15 protein-coding genes and 1 pseudogene are annotated in these 18,866 nt (G+C 54.3%); 5 read left to right on the top strand and 11 right to left on the bottom strand.

Going from position 1 to position 18,866, the window contains the following annotated elements:
- Window positions 1–59 precede the first annotated feature (59 nt).
- On the top strand, window positions 60–806 hold the full coding sequence (gene ydfG, locus FHN83_RS22840) for a bifunctional NADP-dependent 3-hydroxy acid dehydrogenase/3-hydroxypropionate dehydrogenase YdfG (RefSeq protein ID WP_139565028.1): 747 nt from the start codon (window positions 60–62) through the stop codon (window positions 804–806).
- 91 nt (window positions 807–897) lie between these two features.
- Window positions 898–1,584, top strand: a complete 687-nt coding sequence (locus tag FHN83_RS22835; RefSeq protein ID WP_039029248.1) for a GntR family transcriptional regulator — start codon at window positions 898–900, stop codon at window positions 1,582–1,584.
- A gap of 46 nt (window positions 1,585–1,630) precedes the next feature.
- On the opposite strand, the gene FHN83_RS22830 is transcribed toward FHN83_RS22835, so the two are convergent.
- The 5 genes and pseudogenes from FHN83_RS22830 to arsH all read right to left on the bottom strand — a co-directional run bounded on the left by FHN83_RS22830 (window position 1,631) and on the right by arsH (window position 7,838).
- Window positions 1,631–2,062 carry a universal stress protein gene (locus tag FHN83_RS22830; protein WP_039029247.1) on the bottom strand — a complete coding sequence of 144 codons (432 nt, stop codon included), beginning with the start codon at window positions 2,060–2,062 and terminating at the stop codon, window positions 1,631–1,633.
- A 157-nt stretch (window positions 2,063–2,219) separates the two neighbouring features.
- Complete coding sequence (locus tag FHN83_RS22825) at window positions 2,220–3,683, bottom strand: mannitol dehydrogenase family protein (protein ID WP_139565027.1); 1,464 nt, start codon at window positions 3,681–3,683, stop codon at window positions 2,220–2,222.
- A gap of 217 nt (window positions 3,684–3,900) precedes the next feature.
- Window positions 3,901–5,445 carry an MFS transporter gene (locus tag FHN83_RS22820; RefSeq protein ID WP_138368889.1) on the bottom strand — a complete coding sequence of 515 codons (1,545 nt, stop codon included), beginning with the start codon at window positions 5,443–5,445 and terminating at the stop codon, window positions 3,901–3,903.
- Between the two features lie 120 nt (window positions 5,446–5,565).
- Window positions 5,566–6,861, bottom strand: a pseudogene (locus FHN83_RS22815) (MFS transporter); the annotation flags it as partial.
- Between the two features lie 278 nt (window positions 6,862–7,139).
- On the bottom strand, window positions 7,140–7,838 hold the full coding sequence (gene arsH, locus FHN83_RS22810; RefSeq protein WP_114387384.1) for an arsenical resistance protein ArsH: 699 nt from the start codon (window positions 7,836–7,838) through the stop codon (window positions 7,140–7,142).
- 85 nt (window positions 7,839–7,923) lie between these two features.
- On the opposite strand from arsH, the gene FHN83_RS22805 reads away from it, so the two are divergent.
- Genes FHN83_RS22805 through arsC form a run of 3 tightly spaced genes read left to right on the top strand, consistent with a single transcriptional unit; the run spans window position 7,924 to window position 10,016 of the window.
- Window positions 7,924–8,244 (top strand): transcriptional regulator, encoded by a 321-nt coding sequence (locus tag FHN83_RS22805; protein ID WP_139565025.1) that lies wholly within the window; start codon window positions 7,924–7,926, stop codon window positions 8,242–8,244.
- A 44-nt stretch (window positions 8,245–8,288) separates the two neighbouring features.
- Window positions 8,289–9,578, top strand: a complete 1,290-nt coding sequence (locus tag FHN83_RS22800; protein WP_139565024.1) for an arsenic transporter — start codon at window positions 8,289–8,291, stop codon at window positions 9,576–9,578.
- 12 nt (window positions 9,579–9,590) lie between these two features.
- Window positions 9,591–10,016, top strand: a complete 426-nt coding sequence (gene arsC, locus FHN83_RS22795) for a glutaredoxin-dependent arsenate reductase (RefSeq protein ID WP_139565023.1) — start codon at window positions 9,591–9,593, stop codon at window positions 10,014–10,016.
- 30 nt (window positions 10,017–10,046) lie between these two features.
- On the opposite strand, the gene FHN83_RS22790 is transcribed toward arsC, so the two are convergent.
- The 6 genes from FHN83_RS22790 to FHN83_RS28705 form a co-directional block, all read right to left on the bottom strand.
- Entirely contained in the window at window positions 10,047–10,583 is a 537-nt protein-coding gene (locus FHN83_RS22790; protein WP_139565022.1) for a GNAT family N-acetyltransferase, read from the bottom strand.
- Between the two features lie 449 nt (window positions 10,584–11,032).
- Entirely contained in the window at window positions 11,033–12,031 is a 999-nt protein-coding gene (locus FHN83_RS22780) for a tail fiber domain-containing protein (protein ID WP_176556521.1), read from the bottom strand.
- An 11-nt stretch (window positions 12,032–12,042) separates the two neighbouring features.
- A complete protein-coding gene (locus FHN83_RS22775; RefSeq protein WP_139565020.1) occupies window positions 12,043–12,345 on the bottom strand; it encodes a hypothetical protein in 303 nt (100 codons plus the stop codon).
- Window positions 12,345–14,024: a phage head spike fiber domain-containing protein gene (locus tag FHN83_RS22770; RefSeq protein ID WP_176556520.1), complete on the bottom strand. Its 1,680-nt coding sequence runs from the start codon at window positions 14,022–14,024 to the stop codon at window positions 12,345–12,347. The genes FHN83_RS22775 and FHN83_RS22770 overlap by 1 nt, the downstream gene beginning before the upstream one ends.
- A 151-nt stretch (window positions 14,025–14,175) precedes the next feature.
- The gene (locus tag FHN83_RS22760) at window positions 14,176–14,607 is read right to left on the bottom strand and encodes a hypothetical protein (RefSeq protein ID WP_139565017.1); all 432 of its coding nucleotides are present in this window, start codon (window positions 14,605–14,607) and stop codon (window positions 14,176–14,178) included.
- A 51-nt stretch (window positions 14,608–14,658) separates the two neighbouring features.
- On the bottom strand, window positions 14,659–18,849 hold the full coding sequence (locus FHN83_RS28705; RefSeq protein ID WP_419146426.1) for a phage tail protein: 4,191 nt from the start codon (window positions 18,847–18,849) through the stop codon (window positions 14,659–14,661).
- Window positions 18,850–18,866: the final 17 nt, after the last annotated feature.

Below are 18,866 nucleotides of genomic sequence, written 5' to 3'. Positions count from 1 at the left end.
CTCTGCGTCAGATCACATGCTATGGTAGTACAACACAAAAAGCGTTGAGGAACAGTGAGATGATAATTTTAGTTACCGGAGCAACTGCGGGTTTTGGTGAAAGTATCACGCGTCGCTTCGTCGCCAACGGCCATAAGGTGATTGCCACCGGCCGTCGTCAGGAGCGTCTGCAGGAGCTGAAAGAGGAGCTCGGCGACAGCATTCTGACCGCACAGCTGGACGTGCGTAACCGCGCATCCATTGAAGAGATGATTGCCAACCTGCCGGCAGAGTGGCGTGATATCGACGTTCTGGTTAACAACGCCGGGCTGGCGCTGGGACTTGAGCCTGCGCATAAAGCCAGCGTCGACGACTGGGAAACGATGATCGACACCAATAACAAAGGCCTGGTCTATATGACCCGCGCCGTGCTGCCTGGCATGGTCGAGCGCAACCGCGGTCACGTGATCAACATCGGATCCACTGCCGGGAGCTGGCCGTATGCGGGCGGCAACGTCTATGGCGCGACCAAGGCCTTTGTGCGCCAGTTCAGCCTGAACCTGCGCACCGACCTGCACGGTACCGCCATCCGCGTCACGGATGTCGAGCCGGGCCTGGTTGGCGGCACCGAGTTTTCCAACGTCCGCTTTAAAGGCGATGACGACAAAGCAGGTAAAACCTACGAGAATACCACCGCCCTGACCCCGGAAGATGTTACCGAAGCCGTCTGGTGGGTGGCGACCCTGCCGAAACATGTCAACATCAACACCGTTGAAATGATGCCGGTTACTCAGAGCTTTGCTGGCCTGAGCGTCCATCGCGGATGATCTTTCCCCGCCCGGCCTGCGGGCCGGGACTGGGATACCAGGCAAAAGAATGGTAGTATTTCCCGGTTAACTCTCTGAGAAATCACATCGAATGGCCGCTGAATCGCAACTTAATCCGACACAACCCGTTAATCAGCAAATTTATCGTATTCTGCGCAGCGACATCGTGCATTGTCTGATCCCGCCGGGCACCCCACTTTCTGAAAAAGAGGTGTCGGTCCGTTTTGATGTCTCCCGTCAGCCGGTTCGCGAAGCCTTTATTAAGCTTGCCGAAAACGGCCTGATTCAGATCCGCCCCCAGCGCGGCAGCTACGTCAATAAGATCTCCCTCAGCCAGGTGCAGAACGGCTGTTTTGTCCGTCAGGCCATCGAGTGCGCCGTGGTCCGTCGTGCGGCAGGCCTGGTTGACGACAACCAGTGTTATCAGCTGGAGCAGAACCTGCACCAGCAGCGCATCGCCATTGAGCGTAAACAGCTGAATGATTTCTTCCTGCTCGACGACGAATTTCACCAGAAGCTGGCGCAGATTGCTGGCTGCCAGCTGGCGTGGGATACCATCGAGAATATCAAGGCGACCATGGACCGGGTGCGTTACATGAGTCTTGACCACGTTTCTCCGCCGGAGATGTTGCTGCGACAGCATCTGGATATTTTCAATGCGCTGGAAAAGCGCGACGCCGATGCGGTAGAAAAAGCGATGACCCTGCATCTGCAGGAAATTGGCGAGTCAGTGCAGTTAATTCGTCAGGAAAACAGCGACTGGTTTAGCGAAGAGTAAAACTTCCGCATCCCGTCGAATATTCGGGATGCGGCAAATTATTTGATTAACGCACCACTAATACCGGAATTTTGGCATAGCGTAATACCGATTCCGCATTCGAACCCAGCAGATGGGTCGTCACGCCAGGCTTTTTCGAACCGATAACAATAATATCGAATTTACCTTCAGTCCCCGTCGCGATAATTTCATCCCGCACGCTGCCAAAACGCACTTCGGTATGCATTCTCTCCGGCGGTACATCAAAGAGCCGCTTTAATTCGTTCATCTTTCTCTTTGACTCTTCGGTCATATAGGCTTCGAACTTAGCGATATCCGACGAAAAGCCCCGCAGCAGAGCGCGGCTGTTGACCGGAAGAACATTTAACAGCGTGATTTCAGCATTATCCGCCCGGGCCAGAAACGCGGCGTGACGCACAGCCTTATCACTCAAATCCATTTCAAAGACATCGACAGGCATCAATATTTTCTTATACATACGCCCTTCTCCTTATATCGACAATGTGCTTGTTAACGATATTCAGAGTGACATGTTTTTATGAAACGAACCCTAAACGACTCGGTCAGGAAATAGGCGGGATAAGTAAAGAAGTGTTTATTGACTATGCCGCCGCGAACGGCGGCATAAAGAGAGGTTAAATCTGTGCGGCGTATTGTGCCACAGTGGCTTTGGCCCCGTCTTTTAATAATGTCGCGTAGGCATTCATCACCGCATCAACAAATACTTTATCCTGCGGTAACTCCTGGCCGAAAATAGTCTCAATTCCCAGCAGCGCTTTTACGCGGCTTTCGCCTTCCGCACTGCCTTTGACCGCCGCCTGAATCACCGGCAGCAGCGGATCGCACACCTCGATGGCTTCACCACGCTCGTCCACCCCACCGACGTAACGCATCCAGCCCGCCACGCCCAGCGCCAGCAGCGGGAAGGGCTTCTGATGGACACGGTGCCAGCGCACGGAATCCAGCATACGCTGAGGCAGCTTCTGGCTGCCGTCCATGGCGATCTGCCAGGTACGGTGGCGCAGCGCCGGATTGCTGTAGCGTTCGATCAATAGATCGGCGTAACGTCCGAGATCCACGCCGGTGACTTTCAGGGTCGGGGCCTGCTCGTTTAGCATCAGCGCGCGGGCGGCGCGCTTGTAGTTCGCGTCCTCCATGCAGTCGTTGATGTGCTGATAGCCCGCCAGATAGCCCAGGTAGGCCAGGAAGGAGTGGCTGCCGTTCAGCATACGCAGCTTCATCTCTTCGAACGGGATCACATCGGCCACCAGTTCAGCCCCGGCTTTCTCCCACGCCGGACGACCCGCGACAAAGTTGTCTTCGATAACCCACTGGCGGAACGGCTCACAGGCCACCCCTGCCGGATCGCGCACGCCGGTGATCTGTTCGATTTTATTCAGCGTATCGGCGGTGACGGCAGGCACAATACGGTCGACCATGGTTGACGGGAAAGTCACGTGCGTTTCGATCCAGTCCGCCAGCTCAGCGCTCACCGCGCGGGCATAGGCGCAGGTCACGTTGCGCATCACATGGCCGTTCTCCGGCATGTTGTCGCAGGACATCACGGTGAAGGCTGGCAGCCCGGCTTGTTTGCGTCGCGCCAGCGCTTCTACCACCACACCCACGGCGGATACCGGCTGGTGAGGATTTTGCAGATCGGCGGCGATCAGCGGGTGATCGAGCATCAACTGCCCGGTAGCCGGGGCATGGCAGTAGCCTTTTTCGGTGATGGTTAACGAGACGATCGCCACCTGCGGCTCGCACATGGCATCCAGCACCGCTTCCAGCCCATCCACCTGGGCATGCAGCGCTTTTTTGACCACGCCAACCACCCGCGCCGTCCAGGCATCGGCAGACATTTCCGCCACGGTGAAGAGATTATCCTGCGCCTTGAGATCCGCGATCTGCTGCTCGCCGCCAATCAGATTGACCTCGCAATAGCCCCACTCACTGCCGTGATCGGCGGCCAGAATATCGGCATAGACTGCCTGATGCGCGCGATGGAAGGCACCAAACCCGAGATGCACGATGCGTGTCTGCAGGTTGTCGCGGTTGTATTGAGGAAGCGTGGCTTGCGCATGTAATAACGGATTTTTCATGATAGTACTCGTTAATGTGATTAAGCGATGGATCCGGGCCGGTTGATTCACCTGGCCCGGCTTACTAACCCAACTAGAATGGTAGGCAGAATAAAAAATTCTCTGCCGTTAACCATACTGATTGTTGGTACGTCGATATTGATTTACGTTAACTTTTCACCATCTGGTGTGACATCAATTGCAAGTTGTGTGACAGCATTAAAATGCTGTAAACCATTTATCCTGCAATGGTGGCCTTTTCACGCTGTTGGTCTGGCAGCGAATTCGGTGCTGTCCATAATGTGTCGTAGTCATGCCCGGTCAGATCCTCCACGATACGCCGTACGTGCGGTTCGACCGCCGCTTTTGAACCATTGGCCCTGAGGCGATCAACCTCCGCCACAAAGATCTGGTGAGTCTCTTTATTCAGCCGGAACGTCAGAGCCTGCCACATAGCCAGAATTAACAGCCCGGCGGTGCCGACGAACATCAGCATGGCGATCGTATGAATGGCTTCCGGCGGCTGAACCTGGCTGCCCTTCACAAAGCCGCCGTTTTGCAGCAGCAGGCCAACCACAAAGGTGGCGATGGCAACCGTGGTTTTGCGCGAGAAGGTCATCACCGCAGCGAACAGCCCTTCCCGGCGCTGACGGCTGACCATTTCGTCAATATCGGGAATAAACGGGAAAACGTTCCACGGCGTGAACTCCAGTACGCAGCGCCCGACCTGATACACCCCAGCCAGGATGAACAGCGTGGCAACGGTATTCAGGGCCGGGATCTGATACACCGCCAGAAAACCAGCCAGGCACAGCATCATCAGGGCATAAGCGAAAACGTACAGCCGGGCCGGACCGTATTTGATGATCCCGAACCCGGCAATGAGCGTCACCGGCAGGCCGACAATGCTCATCGACAGCAGGCTCCCTGCCAGCGACGACGAGACGTTCAGGCAGTAAACGCAGAAGAAGACAAACACGGTGTTATAGACATCTTTGCCGGTGAACGACAGGAGATAAATTGCCAGATGCTTTCTGAAAGCGCGGATTTTCAGCGTCGAGGCGTAGGATTTGAACAGGTCAACGACCGCGCGAAGTTTGTCAGACAGGCTACCGGGTAAGGCTGATTTTTCCAGTTCCACCTGCATTTCCGGAGTGATCTCCCGCTCCCAGGTCACTTTCCATGAAATAAAGACGCAGACCATAAACAGCACCGCGAAAATCACGCCGTTTATCAGATAGGCGTTGGCGCTCTGCTCGCCAAAATAACCAATCAACAGCCCCGGAATAAAGGTCGCCAGAAAGGTACCGGACGCCGACATAAACATCCGGCAGGTGGATAACTTAGTGCGACCATTAAACTCTTTGGTCATCTCGGAAGGCAGGGTTTCCCACGGGATCAGCACCATGGCGGCGATGATCTCAAACGCCAGGTAGACCGCCAGATAAAACGCATAGCTCATTCCGTCGAGCCAGAGTAAGGCGTAAACCAGCATCAACGGCGCGCCGATCAGCAGGAAGAAACGCCGACGGCCAAATTTCTTACCAAAATAGTTTTTATAAAAGTGGTCCGTTAGGCTGCCCATAAACAGACTGACCACCGCATCGACAATACGGGCAATGGCAACAATTGATGCTGCTTCAATGGGCGACAGACCGACAAAGGTGGTGTAGAAAAATAATAGCCAGGCGCCAATAACGGTAAATGCGCCGCCGCCCATAATATCGGTCAGACCGTATCCAATACTAACCGGAATAGTGATGTTTTTATTTGCACGAGACATAGCGTTTCCTTACCTGAAAATAAATCCAGTGAATTCCCGATGCTTCTTTGATTTAGCGTTTAATCGTTTTTATTGAGAGGAAAAAAAAGACTCCCCTGTTTTCAGGAGAGTCTTTGGACATCAGGAAATGGCGCGATGTTTACCGCTCACCCTCACTGCGGCAGATTTGTCGTCTGCGGCGTCTTCCAGCGCGCTGAGGTCGCGGTCGCAGACTTCAGGCATCAGCAGGGCTGAAATCAGGCCGATGCAGGAGTAGACAATCACCATCACCACAATTGGCCACCAGGAGCCGGTCATGTTGCAGAAGATACCCGCCAGCACCGGACCAAAACCAACCGCAATCAGACCGCCCGCCTCTTTTGAAATCGCCATCCGGGTAAAGCGGTTACGCGAGCCAAACATCTCGGCCATGGTGATGTTCTCCAGGGCGAACAGACCGAGTACCGCAAAGTTATGGATAACGATAATCGAGGCCATGATCACGCCAGGGCTGTACGACTTATCGACAATAATCGAGATCATCGGGTAGGCCAGAATGATGGCCGAAATGCTCAGCAGAATATAAGGCAGACGACGGCCAAATTTATCGGATAACCAACCCAGCAGCGGAATAGTAATAAAGCCGAGAATCGAGCTGATCATTAGGGCATCGGTCGGGATCGCTTTATCAAACAGCAGCGTCTGCACCAGATAACCGGCAAGGAAGGTCTGGATCAGGCCGGAGTTACCCGCCTGACCGAAACGCAGGCCGGTAGCCAGCCAGAACGATTTGCTCTTCAGCATTGCACCCAGGGTGCTCTCCTGAGCAACAGCGGCCTGTGCCGGAGCCTCTTCAGCGACCTGCTCAAATACCGGGCTCTCTTTGAGATTCATACGCAGCCAGATGGCAAAGATCATCACCACCACGCTTGCGAGGAACGGCACGCGCCAGCCCCAGGCAATCAGCTCTTCACGGTCGAGGGCAAAGAACATTACCGCCCAGATCGCGGTGGCGCTCAGGGTGCCGCAGTTGGTGCCCATCGCCACCAGGGAAGAGATGATCCCGCGTTTCCCTTTCGGCGCATATTCCGCCAGCATGGTGCCTGCGCCAGAGATCTCCGCGCCTGCGCCCAGCCCCTGGATAATACGCAGCGTCACCAGCAGTATCGGAGCGAAAATACCAATCTGCGCATAGGTCGGCAGCACGCCGATGAGGGTGGTGCAGATCCCCATCATGGTGATGGTGATAAACAACACCTTCTTACGGCCTACGCTGTCGCCCATTTTGCCGAAGATAAAGGCGCCGACGATACGGGCGATATAGCCCGCGCCGTAGGTGCCCATCGCCAGGATCAGCGCCATCGCAGCCGACTGCTCCGGGAAGAAGATTTCGTGGAAGACTAACGCCGCGCCCAGCGAGTAAAGCTGGAAGTCCATAATTTAAAGCGCTGATACAGGTCTTTGTGGGATTGTCCTTAATTCCTGAGTATTTAACAGTAACTTGCCGCTCGTGAAATGCATCCATTTGTTCTTTTGCATATCACCTGCGGCACTTTTATGTCCCACCCATGCCCCATCACATCATCAACCAACACGGGAGAAAAGTTTGCGTAGCAACTTTCAGAAAGTACACCTGCTTCTTATAATGCAGGGCGCTTTGAAACAGAAGCGGACGTTGTTAAGCTCAAAAAGTATGAATTGACGGAGAACAGACGTTATATTTTGTCCTGATTGACACGGGATGAAAGCTCCTGATGGCTCTCTTTTCGCTCGCTGTAACGATCCGCAAGATAACCAGTTTGTCCCTTAAGCAGTAATGTGATTTTAAACAGTTCCTCGGCTACATCGACGATGCGGTCATACCATGACGAAGGTTTCATTCGGCCGTTTTCGTCGAACTCTTGCCAGGCTTTGGCTACTGATGATTGGTTTGGGATCGTAAACATCCGCATCCAGCGGCCCAGAATACGCATCTGATTCACGGCATTGAAGGACTGTGAACCGCCACAGACCTGCATAACTGCAAGTGTTTTGCCCTGCGAAGGACGAACCGCCCCTTCACTTAATGGTATCCAGTCAATCTGTGCCTTCATAACTGCGCTCATAGCCCCGTGCCGTTCCGGAGAACTCCACACCATCCCGTCACACCATCTGACCAGACCGCGTAGCTCGGTGACTTTAGGATGCGTGTCCGGCGCATCATCCGGCAGGGGTAAACCGGAGGGGTTAAAGAGTTTTACCTCCGCGCCCATCGCCGTTAGCAGGCGACCAGCTTCCTCCGCGGCGAAGCGGCTGTAGGAGCGTTCCCTTACTGAGCCATATAGGATCAGAATCCGTGGCGGCTCCTGCAGGTGCAGGCGTTCGGCAATGTGTTGATCAAAGCATTCAGTATTTAGAGCAGGAAATTGTTCCATTTTTCTCCTCCGGAGAGAACAGGTGATTTCAAAATTATTACATATGATTTAACATATGTGTATTCTAAAGGGAACGGAGTGGAAAATGCTACAACCTGTTCAGCTTTTCAAAATCCTGTCGGATGAAACTCGGCTCGCCATCGTCATGCTTCTCCGGGAGTCCGGAGAACTGTGCGTCTGCGATATCTGCGCGGCCACCTCCGAATCGCAGCCCAAAATCTCGCGACATATGGCTATCCTGCGCGAAGCCGGGCTGCTTCTTGACCGTCGTGAAGGCAAATGGATCCATTATCGTCTGTCACCCCATATACCGGCATGGGCAGCTGAGACAATCACTACGTCCTGGCAGTGTATGCGGGAGGAAGTACGTGAATGGCTGGATAAATCAGCCTGCACCTCCTGCTGAGAAAGAGAAACACATTCACATAATCATATATAAAGGAGTCTGAAATGCTTTTGGCAGGGAGTATATTTTTACTGACGCTGATACTGGTGATCTGGCAACCCAGAGGCCTGAGTATTGGCTGGAGCGCAAGTATCGGGGCTGTGCTGGCGCTGGTAACCGGTGTCATCCATATCGCTGATATTCCCGTTGTCTGGAATATCGTCTGGAACGCGACAGCAGCATTTATTGCGGTCATCATCATCAGCCTGTTGCTCGATGAGTCCGGCTTCTTTGAATGGGCCGCATTGCACGTCTCCCGCTGGGGTAACGGACGTGGCCGCCTGCTGTTTACCTGGATAGTGTTGCTCGGTGCCTCTGTTGCTGCCTTGTTTGCCAATGACGGCGCCGCGCTGATCCTGACGCCGATTGTGATTGCGATGCTGCTTGCACTGGGGTTCAACCAGGGCACGACTCTGGCCTTTGTCATGGCCGCAGGATTTATCGCAGATACGGCCAGCCTGCCGCTTATTGTTTCTAACCTGGTGAATATCGTCTCGGCGGACTTTTTCGGTCTGGGCTTTACGCAGTATGCCTCCGTTATGATCCCTGTGGATGTGGCAGCGATTGCGTCCACCCTGGTCATGCTGCATCTCTTCTTCCGCAGGGATATTCCGGCCACGTATGATATTTCGCTGCTGAAGACGCCTGCCAGTGCGATAAAGGATCCGGCGACGTTCCGTACCGGCTGGATTGTTTTGCTCCTTCTGTTGGCCGGTTTCTTCGTGCTTGAGCCGCTCGGTATCCCCGTCAGCGCGATTGCGGCGGCAGGCGCAATCATACTGTTTGCCGTGGCGAAACGCGGCCATGCCATCAATACCGGTAAGGTGCTGCGTGGCGCGCCCTGGCAAATCGTCATCTTCTCGCTGGGGATGTACCTGGTGGTCTATGGTCTGCGCAATGCCGGACTGACGGAATACCTTTCCGCGGTACTGAACGTGCTGGCGGATAAAGGACTCTGGGCCACGACGCTGGGTACGGGCTTCCTGACGGCCTTCCTGTCTTCCGTCATGAACAACATGCCTACCGTGCTGGTTGGCGCGCTATCCATTGAGGGCAGCACCGCAACCGGCGTCATTAAAGAGGCGATGATCTATGCCAACGTGATTGGCTGCGATCTGGGGCCGAAAATCACGCCTATCGGCAGCCTGGCAACGCTGCTGTGGCTGCATGTCCTTGCACAGAAAAACATGACCATCACTTGGGGATATTATTTCCGCGCAGGGATCGTGATGACGCTGCCTGTGCTGTTTGTAACGCTGGCCGCGCTGGCGCTACGCCTCTCTGTCACTATGTAATGAGACACTAATATGAGCAACATCATCATTTATCACAACCCGGCCTGCGGCACATCGCGCAATACTCTGGAGATGATCCGCAACAGCGGTACTGAACCGACCGTGATCCATTATCTGGAAAATCCCCCTTCCCGCGACGAGCTGGTTAAACTCATTGCCGCTATGGGGATCACGGTGCGGGCGCTTTTGCGAAAAAATGTTGAGCCGTATGAAGTGCTGGGGCTTGCTGAAGATAAATTTACGGACGAGCAGTTAATCGACTTTATGCTGCAGCATCCGATCCTGATTAACCGTCCGATTGTGGTGACACCGCTGGGAACCCGGCTCTGCCGCCCTTCTGAGGTCGTCCTGGATATCCTTCAGAACGCTCAAAAAGGGGCTTTCTCCAAAGAAGATGGCGAAAAAGTCGTTGATGCGGCCGGGAAACGGCTGAAATAACCGAAAGGGGGCGATGCCCCTTTTTCTGTCTCAGCGTACAAGAGCCGAACTGTCCGGCAGCGTGCTGCTCCCTTCCCCCAGTTCTCGCTGCAGCAACACCGTGTCCAGCCAGCGGCCATGCTTGAAACCGATGTCCTTCAGCGTACCGATTTCAGTAAATCCGGCGCGAAGATGCAACGCCACAGACGCAACGTTCGCGCTATCCCCTACAACAGCTATCATCTGGCGATATCCCTGAGACCGGGCCCATGTTAAGGCCTGGTCCAGTAAAGCTTTTCCGACGCCCTGCCGCTGATAGGCCGGATCGATGTACACCGAGTTTTCAACCGTGAACCGGTAGGCATGGCGTTCGCGATAACGGGAAATATAACAGTAGCCGATGACCTCCTCCCCCTGCATGGCGATATACCAAGGAAATCCCCGGGACTGCACGTTTTTCAGCCGGGCAAGCATCTCCTGCGTATCCGGGGGTTCCGTCTCAAAGCTGCCTGTGCCGTGCAAGACATGGTGAGCGTAAATGCAGCGTATTGCGGTAATGTGCTGCTCTTCAGCATTGATAATGTGCATCGTATAATTCCTGTGACGTTTTCTGACACACTACCGGAATTCGAGATGGCAAGTTAAGCACTTCATCTTATGACCTGTATAAGGAAAAGTTTTGGCTGGAAGTGGGGCTTAGCTCGACCTAGCGCGCCATTTCAGCCAGCAAGTCCATATACACCGGGTCGTCCTTTGGCTGTGGCGTCAGGGCAAGGCGCTGTGCGTACTGCCCGGCGTCGTCATCGTTCGGCGCAGCAGTTCGCCAGCGCTAAGTGTTTGACGAAGTCCTCTGTCGTTATAGTTCGACGCCCGTTAGGCTCGTGTTTAATAGCTGTGTGAAAAGCACCCTCGATATCGATTCTGCGTGGCATAAATCCTCCTTCTTATTTTACTGTGTATTTATACAGTATTTTTAAAGAGGTGCAGATCAATGCGGCAGCGCCTATTGATAATTACTGCTGAACAACCGGATGCAGTTACGCTTTGAGCGCCTGAACCTCAGCCTGTAGCTGCGCGACCTGCATGGTCAGCGCCTCGATTTTGGCAATCGCGTGATGCAGCGCCAGCGCGGTATCCATCTGGATGACGTTGTTATCCAAAGCCAGGGTGTCATCTTTATCACAACGATTTCCCTCTTCGTCGAACTCAGGCGCCGCGGGAACCAGCTTCACATACTCGCTGTCGATATCCCGCAAAGCGTCCTGGGCTATGATCCCCCGGCGCACACGCTCTAAGTAATCGCCGTTATACACGAACGTACAGGGTTTCAGCTTCCTGATGTTTTCGTAAGAGGCTTTTCCGTCGTCATATGCAATATCGTGTTTCAACGTCGCATCTGAGGTTGCGGCCTTCTGATACGTATAGTTGCCCACAAAGCCGCCATCCCCGCTGGTTGAGGTGACTAGGTCGCCGTTGGCGGGTGTGAAGTACCAGTATCGTATCTTGGCTCCACTGTCGCCGAACTGGGTAAGAGACGTGTTGGCCCACGACACTGTCCCGTTACCCACGTTACCCCACATAGACCGGAGGTCGTACCCCCCACTGTGACGGTAGCCCCACGATAACCCGCCGATGGCCCCATTACCTGGGGTGTCAGTCGCCGTCTGGGCATAATAGGCCGAGTAATGCGGCTGGGCAGCGTTCCACCACGAGTTTACGGCGGGGGCACCCACCACCAGCTTACCGCCGAACTGAACGTTGCCGTTAGACATAAAGTCAAAGTAGTTGTTCTGGGCCGTATCCGTACCGCCTGCTGCCTGCATCACCGTTAATCTCGCGATTGCGTAGTCCCATTCAATGCGTTTTACGGCCTGGAGCTGGGCGTACATCTTCTCGACGCCGCCCACAGTGTACTGTGACTTAAAGCCACCCCCAAAAACTGTATTGCCGGACCCAGGTAGTGTGGCGTCGTTAACCAGAGACGTCCATGCACCCAATGACCTTGTCAGTTCTGCCGCGTCTATTCTCATTGTCATTTCTAATCTCCTTATGCCCATACCCGGTACGGGCAGGCCGGGAAGACTGCGAAGGCATCTAACGATGCCAGTTCCAGCGAATCGTCTGTCACACGCAAATTGACGTGATAACCGGGCAGGTTGTCGTACTTAATACTTTCGTTTTCGTCACCGGGATTGATAACTTCAACAGGGACAGTGATAATGCCAACGATATCCAGACTGATATTGGGATGATATAAACCACCCTGCTCTTCATCATCCAGAAACCCCGACGCGATTAATTGCGTGCGCATTTCGTCGGCGCCATTAAAACGCAGATATAAGTCTTTCATTAGCGGAGTCCATTAATTTGGTTAAGAGTCAGCAGGCGGTGCCAGATACGGAAGTTGCGAATGTGGTAAACAACGTTCGGGTGCCCTTGTATATCAATGCTCGTCGGTTTAGACGCTGGATTTACTGGTGCTAATGTTCTGCTGTTAATTTTTCCATCGAAGTACATACTAGTCGTATTGTTGGCATCTACAGATTGTGCGTAAACTTTTCTATCGATTGGATATGTAACTGGTAGAGATGGCCCGCTCCCACCAATATATGTGAAAAGGGTAGATGCTCCGGCCCTAAATATAATATCGTTGTTGGAGCCTGTCGCCCTGATAAGGTCAGCGTAATTATTACTAGGCGTGACATATCTATTAACAGCGATTTCAAATGCAAGTGTCCTGTTGAACGCATCCCCGAGAAGTTGATATCCAACATTACCAGACGGTTGTAATGAGAGCTTATCAGCAGCCCTTGTTACAGCGGACGCGGCTGTTGGAATATAACTGGTCATCACGGGTACAGGCTCCAATTGCGCACCCCAAATATATACACCAGACACACCATCTCCGGTGTAACTGGCGGTTACACCGTCCTTAGCTAATTGAAGGCGAACAACTGTGCTTTGACTCGCCGCAGCGGTAAATGTCATCCAGACGCGATAGACACCATTACTGAGCACTTCAAACCCACGGTCAACATATTGAGCCCCCACCCCACCACTTCCAACAAATGCCCCTGCTACTGGGTCAAAGAAAACTCCAGACGTACTTCCAGAGGCAATCCGAAGATATAAAAGACGTGAGTTTGTATGTGCTTTGACAAATACAGAGTAACAGTATGTTGTGTTGGCTGTTAAAGTGATATTACGGTCTTGTACGTAATGTTCACTCCCCGATGTGTCCTCAATTATCAGCGCCATTGTTTTATCGCCACGAGGCGAGTCGCCGCTATTATTCGTTGTAGTAACTCGCTGCCCTGCACCCCATTGCTCAGAGTAGGTGTATAAGTTAGAACTGGATCCCTCTATTAATAAGCCCTCACGCTCGAAACGAGGTTCGTTAATATCAGCATTTTGCAAGATACCTGATTTATCGTAATACATTGCAGTTGTAGAGCGGATAAGTGTCGCTGACTTTGTTGCTAACTCCAGTACTTGTCCTGAAATAGTCAGCCGGTCATAAGGCGCGGAACCGGCCAGCAGGCGCATGTCATCATTGAGCGGCAACCAAACGTCGGGGAAAGGCGCGGTCTCGAAGGGCACGGACGTCAGCAACTGCGCGGCTGCCAGCGATGCTGCTGCACTGCTGGCGCTGGTGGCTGCGTTAGTCTCCGACGTTTTGGCGTTCGTCTCAGAGGTTTTCGCGTTGGTATCTGAGGTCTTAGCATTAGTCTCAGATGTTTTCGCATTTTTTTCTGAGGTTGCCGCCGCGGTTTTTGATGAGTTCGCGTTAGTCTCTGACGTTTTTGCGTTCTTCGCTGACGCTTCCGCCGCTGCGGCGCTGGTCCCTGCTGCCATCGCTGCAGCGATCAGCTTCGACCAGCTCGGCCCTGTTTTTTTAGACCCGTCAGCCAGGGTTACGGTGACGTCACCTGTCCCGGATAAAATCAGATCCTGGTTGATGATACTGCTTTGCGCCAGGCGAAACCCTTCCGAGACGGCTTTTGCTAAATCGTCATCAAGTGTGGCCATTCATGATGTCCTTAAAATGAAAAACCCAGCCGGAGCCGGGTTATAAGGGTGTAATTAATTTCAGGTGAACGAACCGAGGCCGAGCCGAAATATTTACATCGAATTTTTATTTGTAATCCGATTTAAACAAGCGCCCATCCTTCAGATTAAATTAACTGCCGGAATAGCTGGAGAAGTTTGGAGAATTTCTTTTAGTGATTAGCGCCATTGATGGCTGCATATTCATAAAAGTACTCCCGTTTGTAATACCTCTGAGGCCAACACGTATAGTTACAGGACCTGAATTTGCAGGAATATCCAGGCTACCTGTAACAGGTACATAAGTATTTACCTGACGATTATTGTTATTGACGTCGGTATACGATAGTTTTAAACCAAGAGTCACTACTGTAATATCCCTCCCGTTTATATTGATGTATGCGCTCAGGTCGGCGTTATAAGTATCACTCTCATTCCAGACCACAAATGTCGGAACAGCGATTGTGACGTCATAGGGAACCCCACCCGCCCAGGTAACCTGTCGATAAAAATCTTTTTGCTGGCCTGGATCTCCCCTGAACCTGCCACCAGGGAACGAGAACATATTAACGACATCGCCTACGATTTTGTTCGCGTAAACTGTGCCTTTGAAGTCTCAATCCGTAGCATAAATAGTGCCTCTGAACTCTCCGTTGGTGGCATAGATAGTCCCGCGAACGGTTACACCGTTAAACGTGGCATACCCGGATTTATTGATATGCCAGCCGACATTACCCGTCCCGTCCCAGTTGCTGGACTGGATGTAATTGCCGATCTTGCCGTTATCGATGGACCCGTCCTGGATGAACACTGATCGCAGGAACATCTGTCCGCCGGTCGCCGCAAACACCAACTCCTGCCCGTTATTGGTCGGGTTATAAACCGCGAACGTGTCTGCGCTGATGAGGAAGTTAGAGGAGCCGGTAGCATCAATGCCCAGCTGGATACCGGCGATGCGTTTAACACCGTTCGCCTCCACCTGAACTTTAACGCCCCACTGCGCGCTCAGCTTATCGTTAATGCCAGCAACAGCCTGGCTGGTCGTCTGCACACTGGCATTGGTATCGCCGATTGCAGCAGTCACCTGCTGAATGCTGGTCGCGGTAGCGCTCTTCAGATCCGTAACGGCTTTATCAATGCGCGTGATGGCGGCGGCGTTGGTCTGGCCGTTTTGCTCTACCGTAGCTTTAAGCGTGGTGACCTGCTCCGCCACGGCGCTTGTGGCATCCGCGGCCGTCTTCCGGGCTTCGGTGATCTCCGCCATCGTTTTTGTTTCGCCAACGGCGAACGTAACGCGCTGATCCGAGAACGCTGTGAAGTTGGCGAGCGCATTGGTGACGTTACCAACAATACCGACATCACGGCTGGCCGTGTTACCGTCCACGTCAACCTTCAGACTGTCGATACGGCGGCCCAGCGCGCTGTCACCATCCGTACGGGCCGTGGTTTCCGTGCTGATATCCGCCGTGTTCTTGTCGGTCGTGGCCTTAACCGCAGCCAGCGCGGTGGTCTGCGCCTTGTTGTTATCAGCGACGGCTTTGGTGACTGAGGTGATATCTGCGGTGTTTTTGCCGACGGTAACCTGCAGGCCCGAAAGCGTGGTGGCCTGGGCCTCCTGCTCTGTCGTCAGCGTCGCCAGCTCCTGAGTAACAGATGCCTGATTAGTGTTAACGGTCGATTCCAGTTTCTTCCGCTCTGTCACCTCCGCTTCCTGCGCCGTAATGCGCGCCTGGCGTTCGGTGTACAGCAGACCCGATGCCAGTTTTGACGGATCGTCACCGGTATAGCCGCCCCGGATCTGCGCCGCCAGCGTCTCGCGCGCTGTGGACTCCGCCTGGTCGCCAGTGACACGGGCTGTCGTTTCCTGCTGCAGCGCCGCCATCCCGGCCCCCGGCGTTGGCCGCCCGACCGCTACCCAGTCAATCAGGTAATAGTTCGTCGCGTCCTGTTTGGTGGACAGGTCCACTCTGAACTGATTCATCGTGGTTTCGGTCAGCCACGGGATATTGTCGAACTCCACCGTAGCGATACCGTTGGCGTCATAGGCAGGCTCAGCGACGGTGATCATGTTGGTGTCGTTGAAACCACCAGTACCACGCCACCGTAACTGCCCCGTCCAGCCTGGCGCACCGAATTTCCTGATGCGGAGTTTAACGAAGCGATAGGACGAGGAGTTGATAGCCAGTGCTCCCGGCGATGCCACCCACGGATCGGTGGCATGGTTAGCAGGACGAAGCCAGCCATCGACAATGGTCGGTGTCCCGTTCCCGGACCAGCCCTCGACTGATGTATCGAAATACCAGATTTTGGCCGGATCGAACTGCGAGCCGGTGCCGGCTGACACTTGGGCGATCTGCTGCGCCAGCGATTCGGTGCTGGTCTGAATCGTCTGGTTGACGTTGCTGATATCCGCCAGACGCTCGTTCTTCTCGGTCAGCAGCGCCTGCCCGCGCGCGGCAGCCTCGTCGGTGATGGCTTTCTTACGGTCCGTGACCTCCTGAGCCAGGCCCGCTTTAGTCGTCGCCGATTCCGTCGTAACCGTTTTGATGTCGTCATGCGCAGACTTGAGATCGTCACCCAGATCCGTGATTTCCGAAACCAGGTTCTTATAGGCGTCGGTCTGTTTGATTTGGTTATCGATATCGACCAGGTAGTCCGCGGCAACCGAGCTGCTGCTGCCCTGAATGAAGTCAGTCCAGGCCGACTTGTTGCCGGTGCGATCCACCAGCCGCGCCCGGTACCAGAAACCTACCCCTGCCTTTAGCCCAAGCTGCTGGTAGATTTGCTGGGGATATGGGACGCCAGCCAGCAGCATCGGGTTCGCGCCGGTTGATACTGTAGAATACTGAATTTCTGTCTGCAGCGTATCGCCAGTGCCGGCAGGGAAATCCCAGTCCAGCTGCACGCCCCAGAGCAAAGGCGTGGTACGGAAATTAACTGGCTTTGGAACATCGCCCACACGGCCTTTGAGGTGTGTCAGCGTTGACGTTGCCCACAGGCTGGACGCCCCGCCTGAGTTTATCGCCCGGACCCGCACTAGGTAATCACCTTCAAAAATGCCGGGCACCTCAATATTGCGAAGGCCAGTCTGAGGGACGTTTACCCACTCGCTATCGTTCCGGCGCCACTGAGCCTGATAGGCGATCACATCGGCCTGCGGTTTTCCTGCTTTATCGAGCGGAACATCCCAGGATGCAGTCAGCGTCGCTATGCGCTGGCCCTGACGCACCGACTCGTAACTCGACACCACAATATTGCCGGGCTGCGAGACAACCCCAGTTGGGATGAGGCTGATCGGTGGGATATCCAGCCGCGCGTTGTGGTCGACAGCATCATATTTCGATGCGTTGTATTCCGCGCCGGTGATGGTATAGGTGTTCTCCTCGTCATTAAACGTCAGGTTCGTAACGCGAAAGTACTGCAGGCGCAGCTGCCCGGCATCGATAACGAAGACGGCGTTTGGTGCTGGCGTCGCAGTGAAGCCCCGATCCACAATCAACTGCGTGCCGTTGACCGCCTGTATAACCCGGCTTTCCATAATGCCGCCCTGGGTGCGGATCATCAGTGTGTCACCCGCGACGGCGCTGGTACCGCGATCGGTTGTTACCGCCTTAAGCCCGGCGTTATAGTCAATGACGCGCCCACCATATACCCGGCCTGAGACGCGCTCGTCAGCGAAGGCAAAGACGGTGCCTGGCACATAGGCGAAGCCATCCAGCCCGGTCTGCAGCGTAATGATGCGGTCCAGCGAGTTAGAATAAACCGCCCACCCGCCGCGGCGCTGTGCCTCGCTCTCGCGTGTACAGCCGATGGCCGTCAGTTGGGTCTGCTTGAACTTAAACTGCTTCACCAGCTCCGGGAACATCACCGCGGTGGTGCGGTCCTGGTAATGGTTATCCGGATCACTGAAGTTTATCAGCGCGCTGGAGAATCGCGTCTTTTCGCTGCCGCTGGAATACGTTGGCTTGCCCACCACTGATGCGCGGGTGAGGATCTGCAGCTTTGACGTGTCTGCCGGCATATCAGAGACAACATTGAACATGTTGTTGCCCCAGAACGTCATGCCGTTGAAGCCAGCAGCGATATCCTTGATAACCTGCCACGCGTCGGCCTGCGACTGGATATAGACGTCAAACATGAATCGCGGCTCTGTGCCGGTTCCGCCCTTCCCGTCCGGTACTTTCTGGTCACAGCGCTGGGCAATGCGGTAGAGCTCCCATTTATCGAGCATATCCACCGTTACCCGGCGGCCCAGGCCAAAGCGCGGCTCGGTCAGCACGTCAAACCAGATCCACGCTGGATTATTGGTCCAGCCCCACTTGAATGTGCCGTCCCATGTGCCACTGTACGTACGCGCAACAGGATCATAGTTCTGCGGGATGCGGATTACCCGGCCTTTCGGCTTGCAGGATATCTTCGGGATGTTACTGAATGCTTTGGCGTTGAATGACACATACAGCAGCGCGGTATGCGGATAGCGCAGACGGGCGTCGATCACCTCAGTGATGGCCTGCACCTGCGTTTTGTTCTGCAACATCTGGCTGGTGCTGTCGGCAGTATCTCGAACCACGCGGATCTGCCAGCCAGTGGTAGCTTTGGGCAGATTGATACGGTGCGTCAGCTCGTACAGTGAACTGAGCTTTTCCGTTACCGTTTTGGTGAGCACTGTCTGGTATGCCCCGCCATCAACCGCAACGTCGATGTGATACGTGACGGTGGTGCCCACGATATCGCCGTTCTTCTCCTGCTGCTGCAGCCCGGTGATGCCAATGCGCACCAGCACAGCGTCAATCTGGGTATTGCTGATGGCGCGCGTCCAGGGCG

Origin of the sequence: Leclercia adecarboxylata (genome assembly GCF_006171285.1) — a bacterium.
Classification (GTDB): Bacteria; Pseudomonadota; Gammaproteobacteria; order Enterobacterales; family Enterobacteriaceae; genus Enterobacter; species Enterobacter barmai.
The sequence above is the reverse complement of the archived record's forward strand: the minus strand, read 5'-3'. Positions and strand labels throughout refer to the sequence as shown.

Coding starts and splice junctions, on each gene's coding strand:
- ydfG (WP_139565028.1), top strand. CDS start 60: ATGATAATTTTAGTTACCGGAGCAACTGCGGGTTTTGGTGAAAGTATC.
- FHN83_RS22835 (WP_039029248.1), top strand. CDS start 898: ATGGCCGCTGAATCGCAACTTAATCCGACACAACCCGTTAATCAGCAA.
- FHN83_RS22830 (WP_039029247.1), bottom strand. CDS start 2,062: ATGTATAAGAAAATATTGATGCCTGTCGATGTCTTTGAAATGGATTTG.
- FHN83_RS22825 (WP_139565027.1), bottom strand. CDS start 3,683: ATGAAAAATCCGTTATTACATGCGCAAGCCACGCTTCCTCAATACAAC.
- FHN83_RS22820 (WP_138368889.1), bottom strand. CDS start 5,445: ATGTCTCGTGCAAATAAAAACATCACTATTCCGGTTAGTATTGGATAC.
- arsH (WP_114387384.1), bottom strand. CDS start 7,838: ATGGAACAATTTCCTGCTCTAAATACTGAATGCTTTGATCAACACATT.
- FHN83_RS22805 (WP_139565025.1), top strand. CDS start 7,924: ATGCTACAACCTGTTCAGCTTTTCAAAATCCTGTCGGATGAAACTCGG.
- FHN83_RS22800 (WP_139565024.1), top strand. CDS start 8,289: ATGCTTTTGGCAGGGAGTATATTTTTACTGACGCTGATACTGGTGATC.
- arsC (WP_139565023.1), top strand. CDS start 9,591: ATGAGCAACATCATCATTTATCACAACCCGGCCTGCGGCACATCGCGC.
- FHN83_RS22790 (WP_139565022.1), bottom strand. CDS start 10,583: ATGCACATTATCAATGCTGAAGAGCAGCACATTACCGCAATACGCTGC.
- FHN83_RS22780 (WP_176556521.1), bottom strand. CDS start 12,031: ATGACAATGAGAATAGACGCGGCAGAACTGACAAGGTCATTGGGTGCA.
- FHN83_RS22775 (WP_139565020.1), bottom strand. CDS start 12,345: ATGAAAGACTTATATCTGCGTTTTAATGGCGCCGACGAAATGCGCACG.
- FHN83_RS22770 (WP_176556520.1), bottom strand. CDS start 14,024: ATGGCCACACTTGATGACGATTTAGCAAAAGCCGTCTCGGAAGGGTTT.
- FHN83_RS22760 (WP_139565017.1), bottom strand. CDS start 14,607: ATGTTCTCGTTCCCTGGTGGCAGGTTCAGGGGAGATCCAGGCCAGCAA.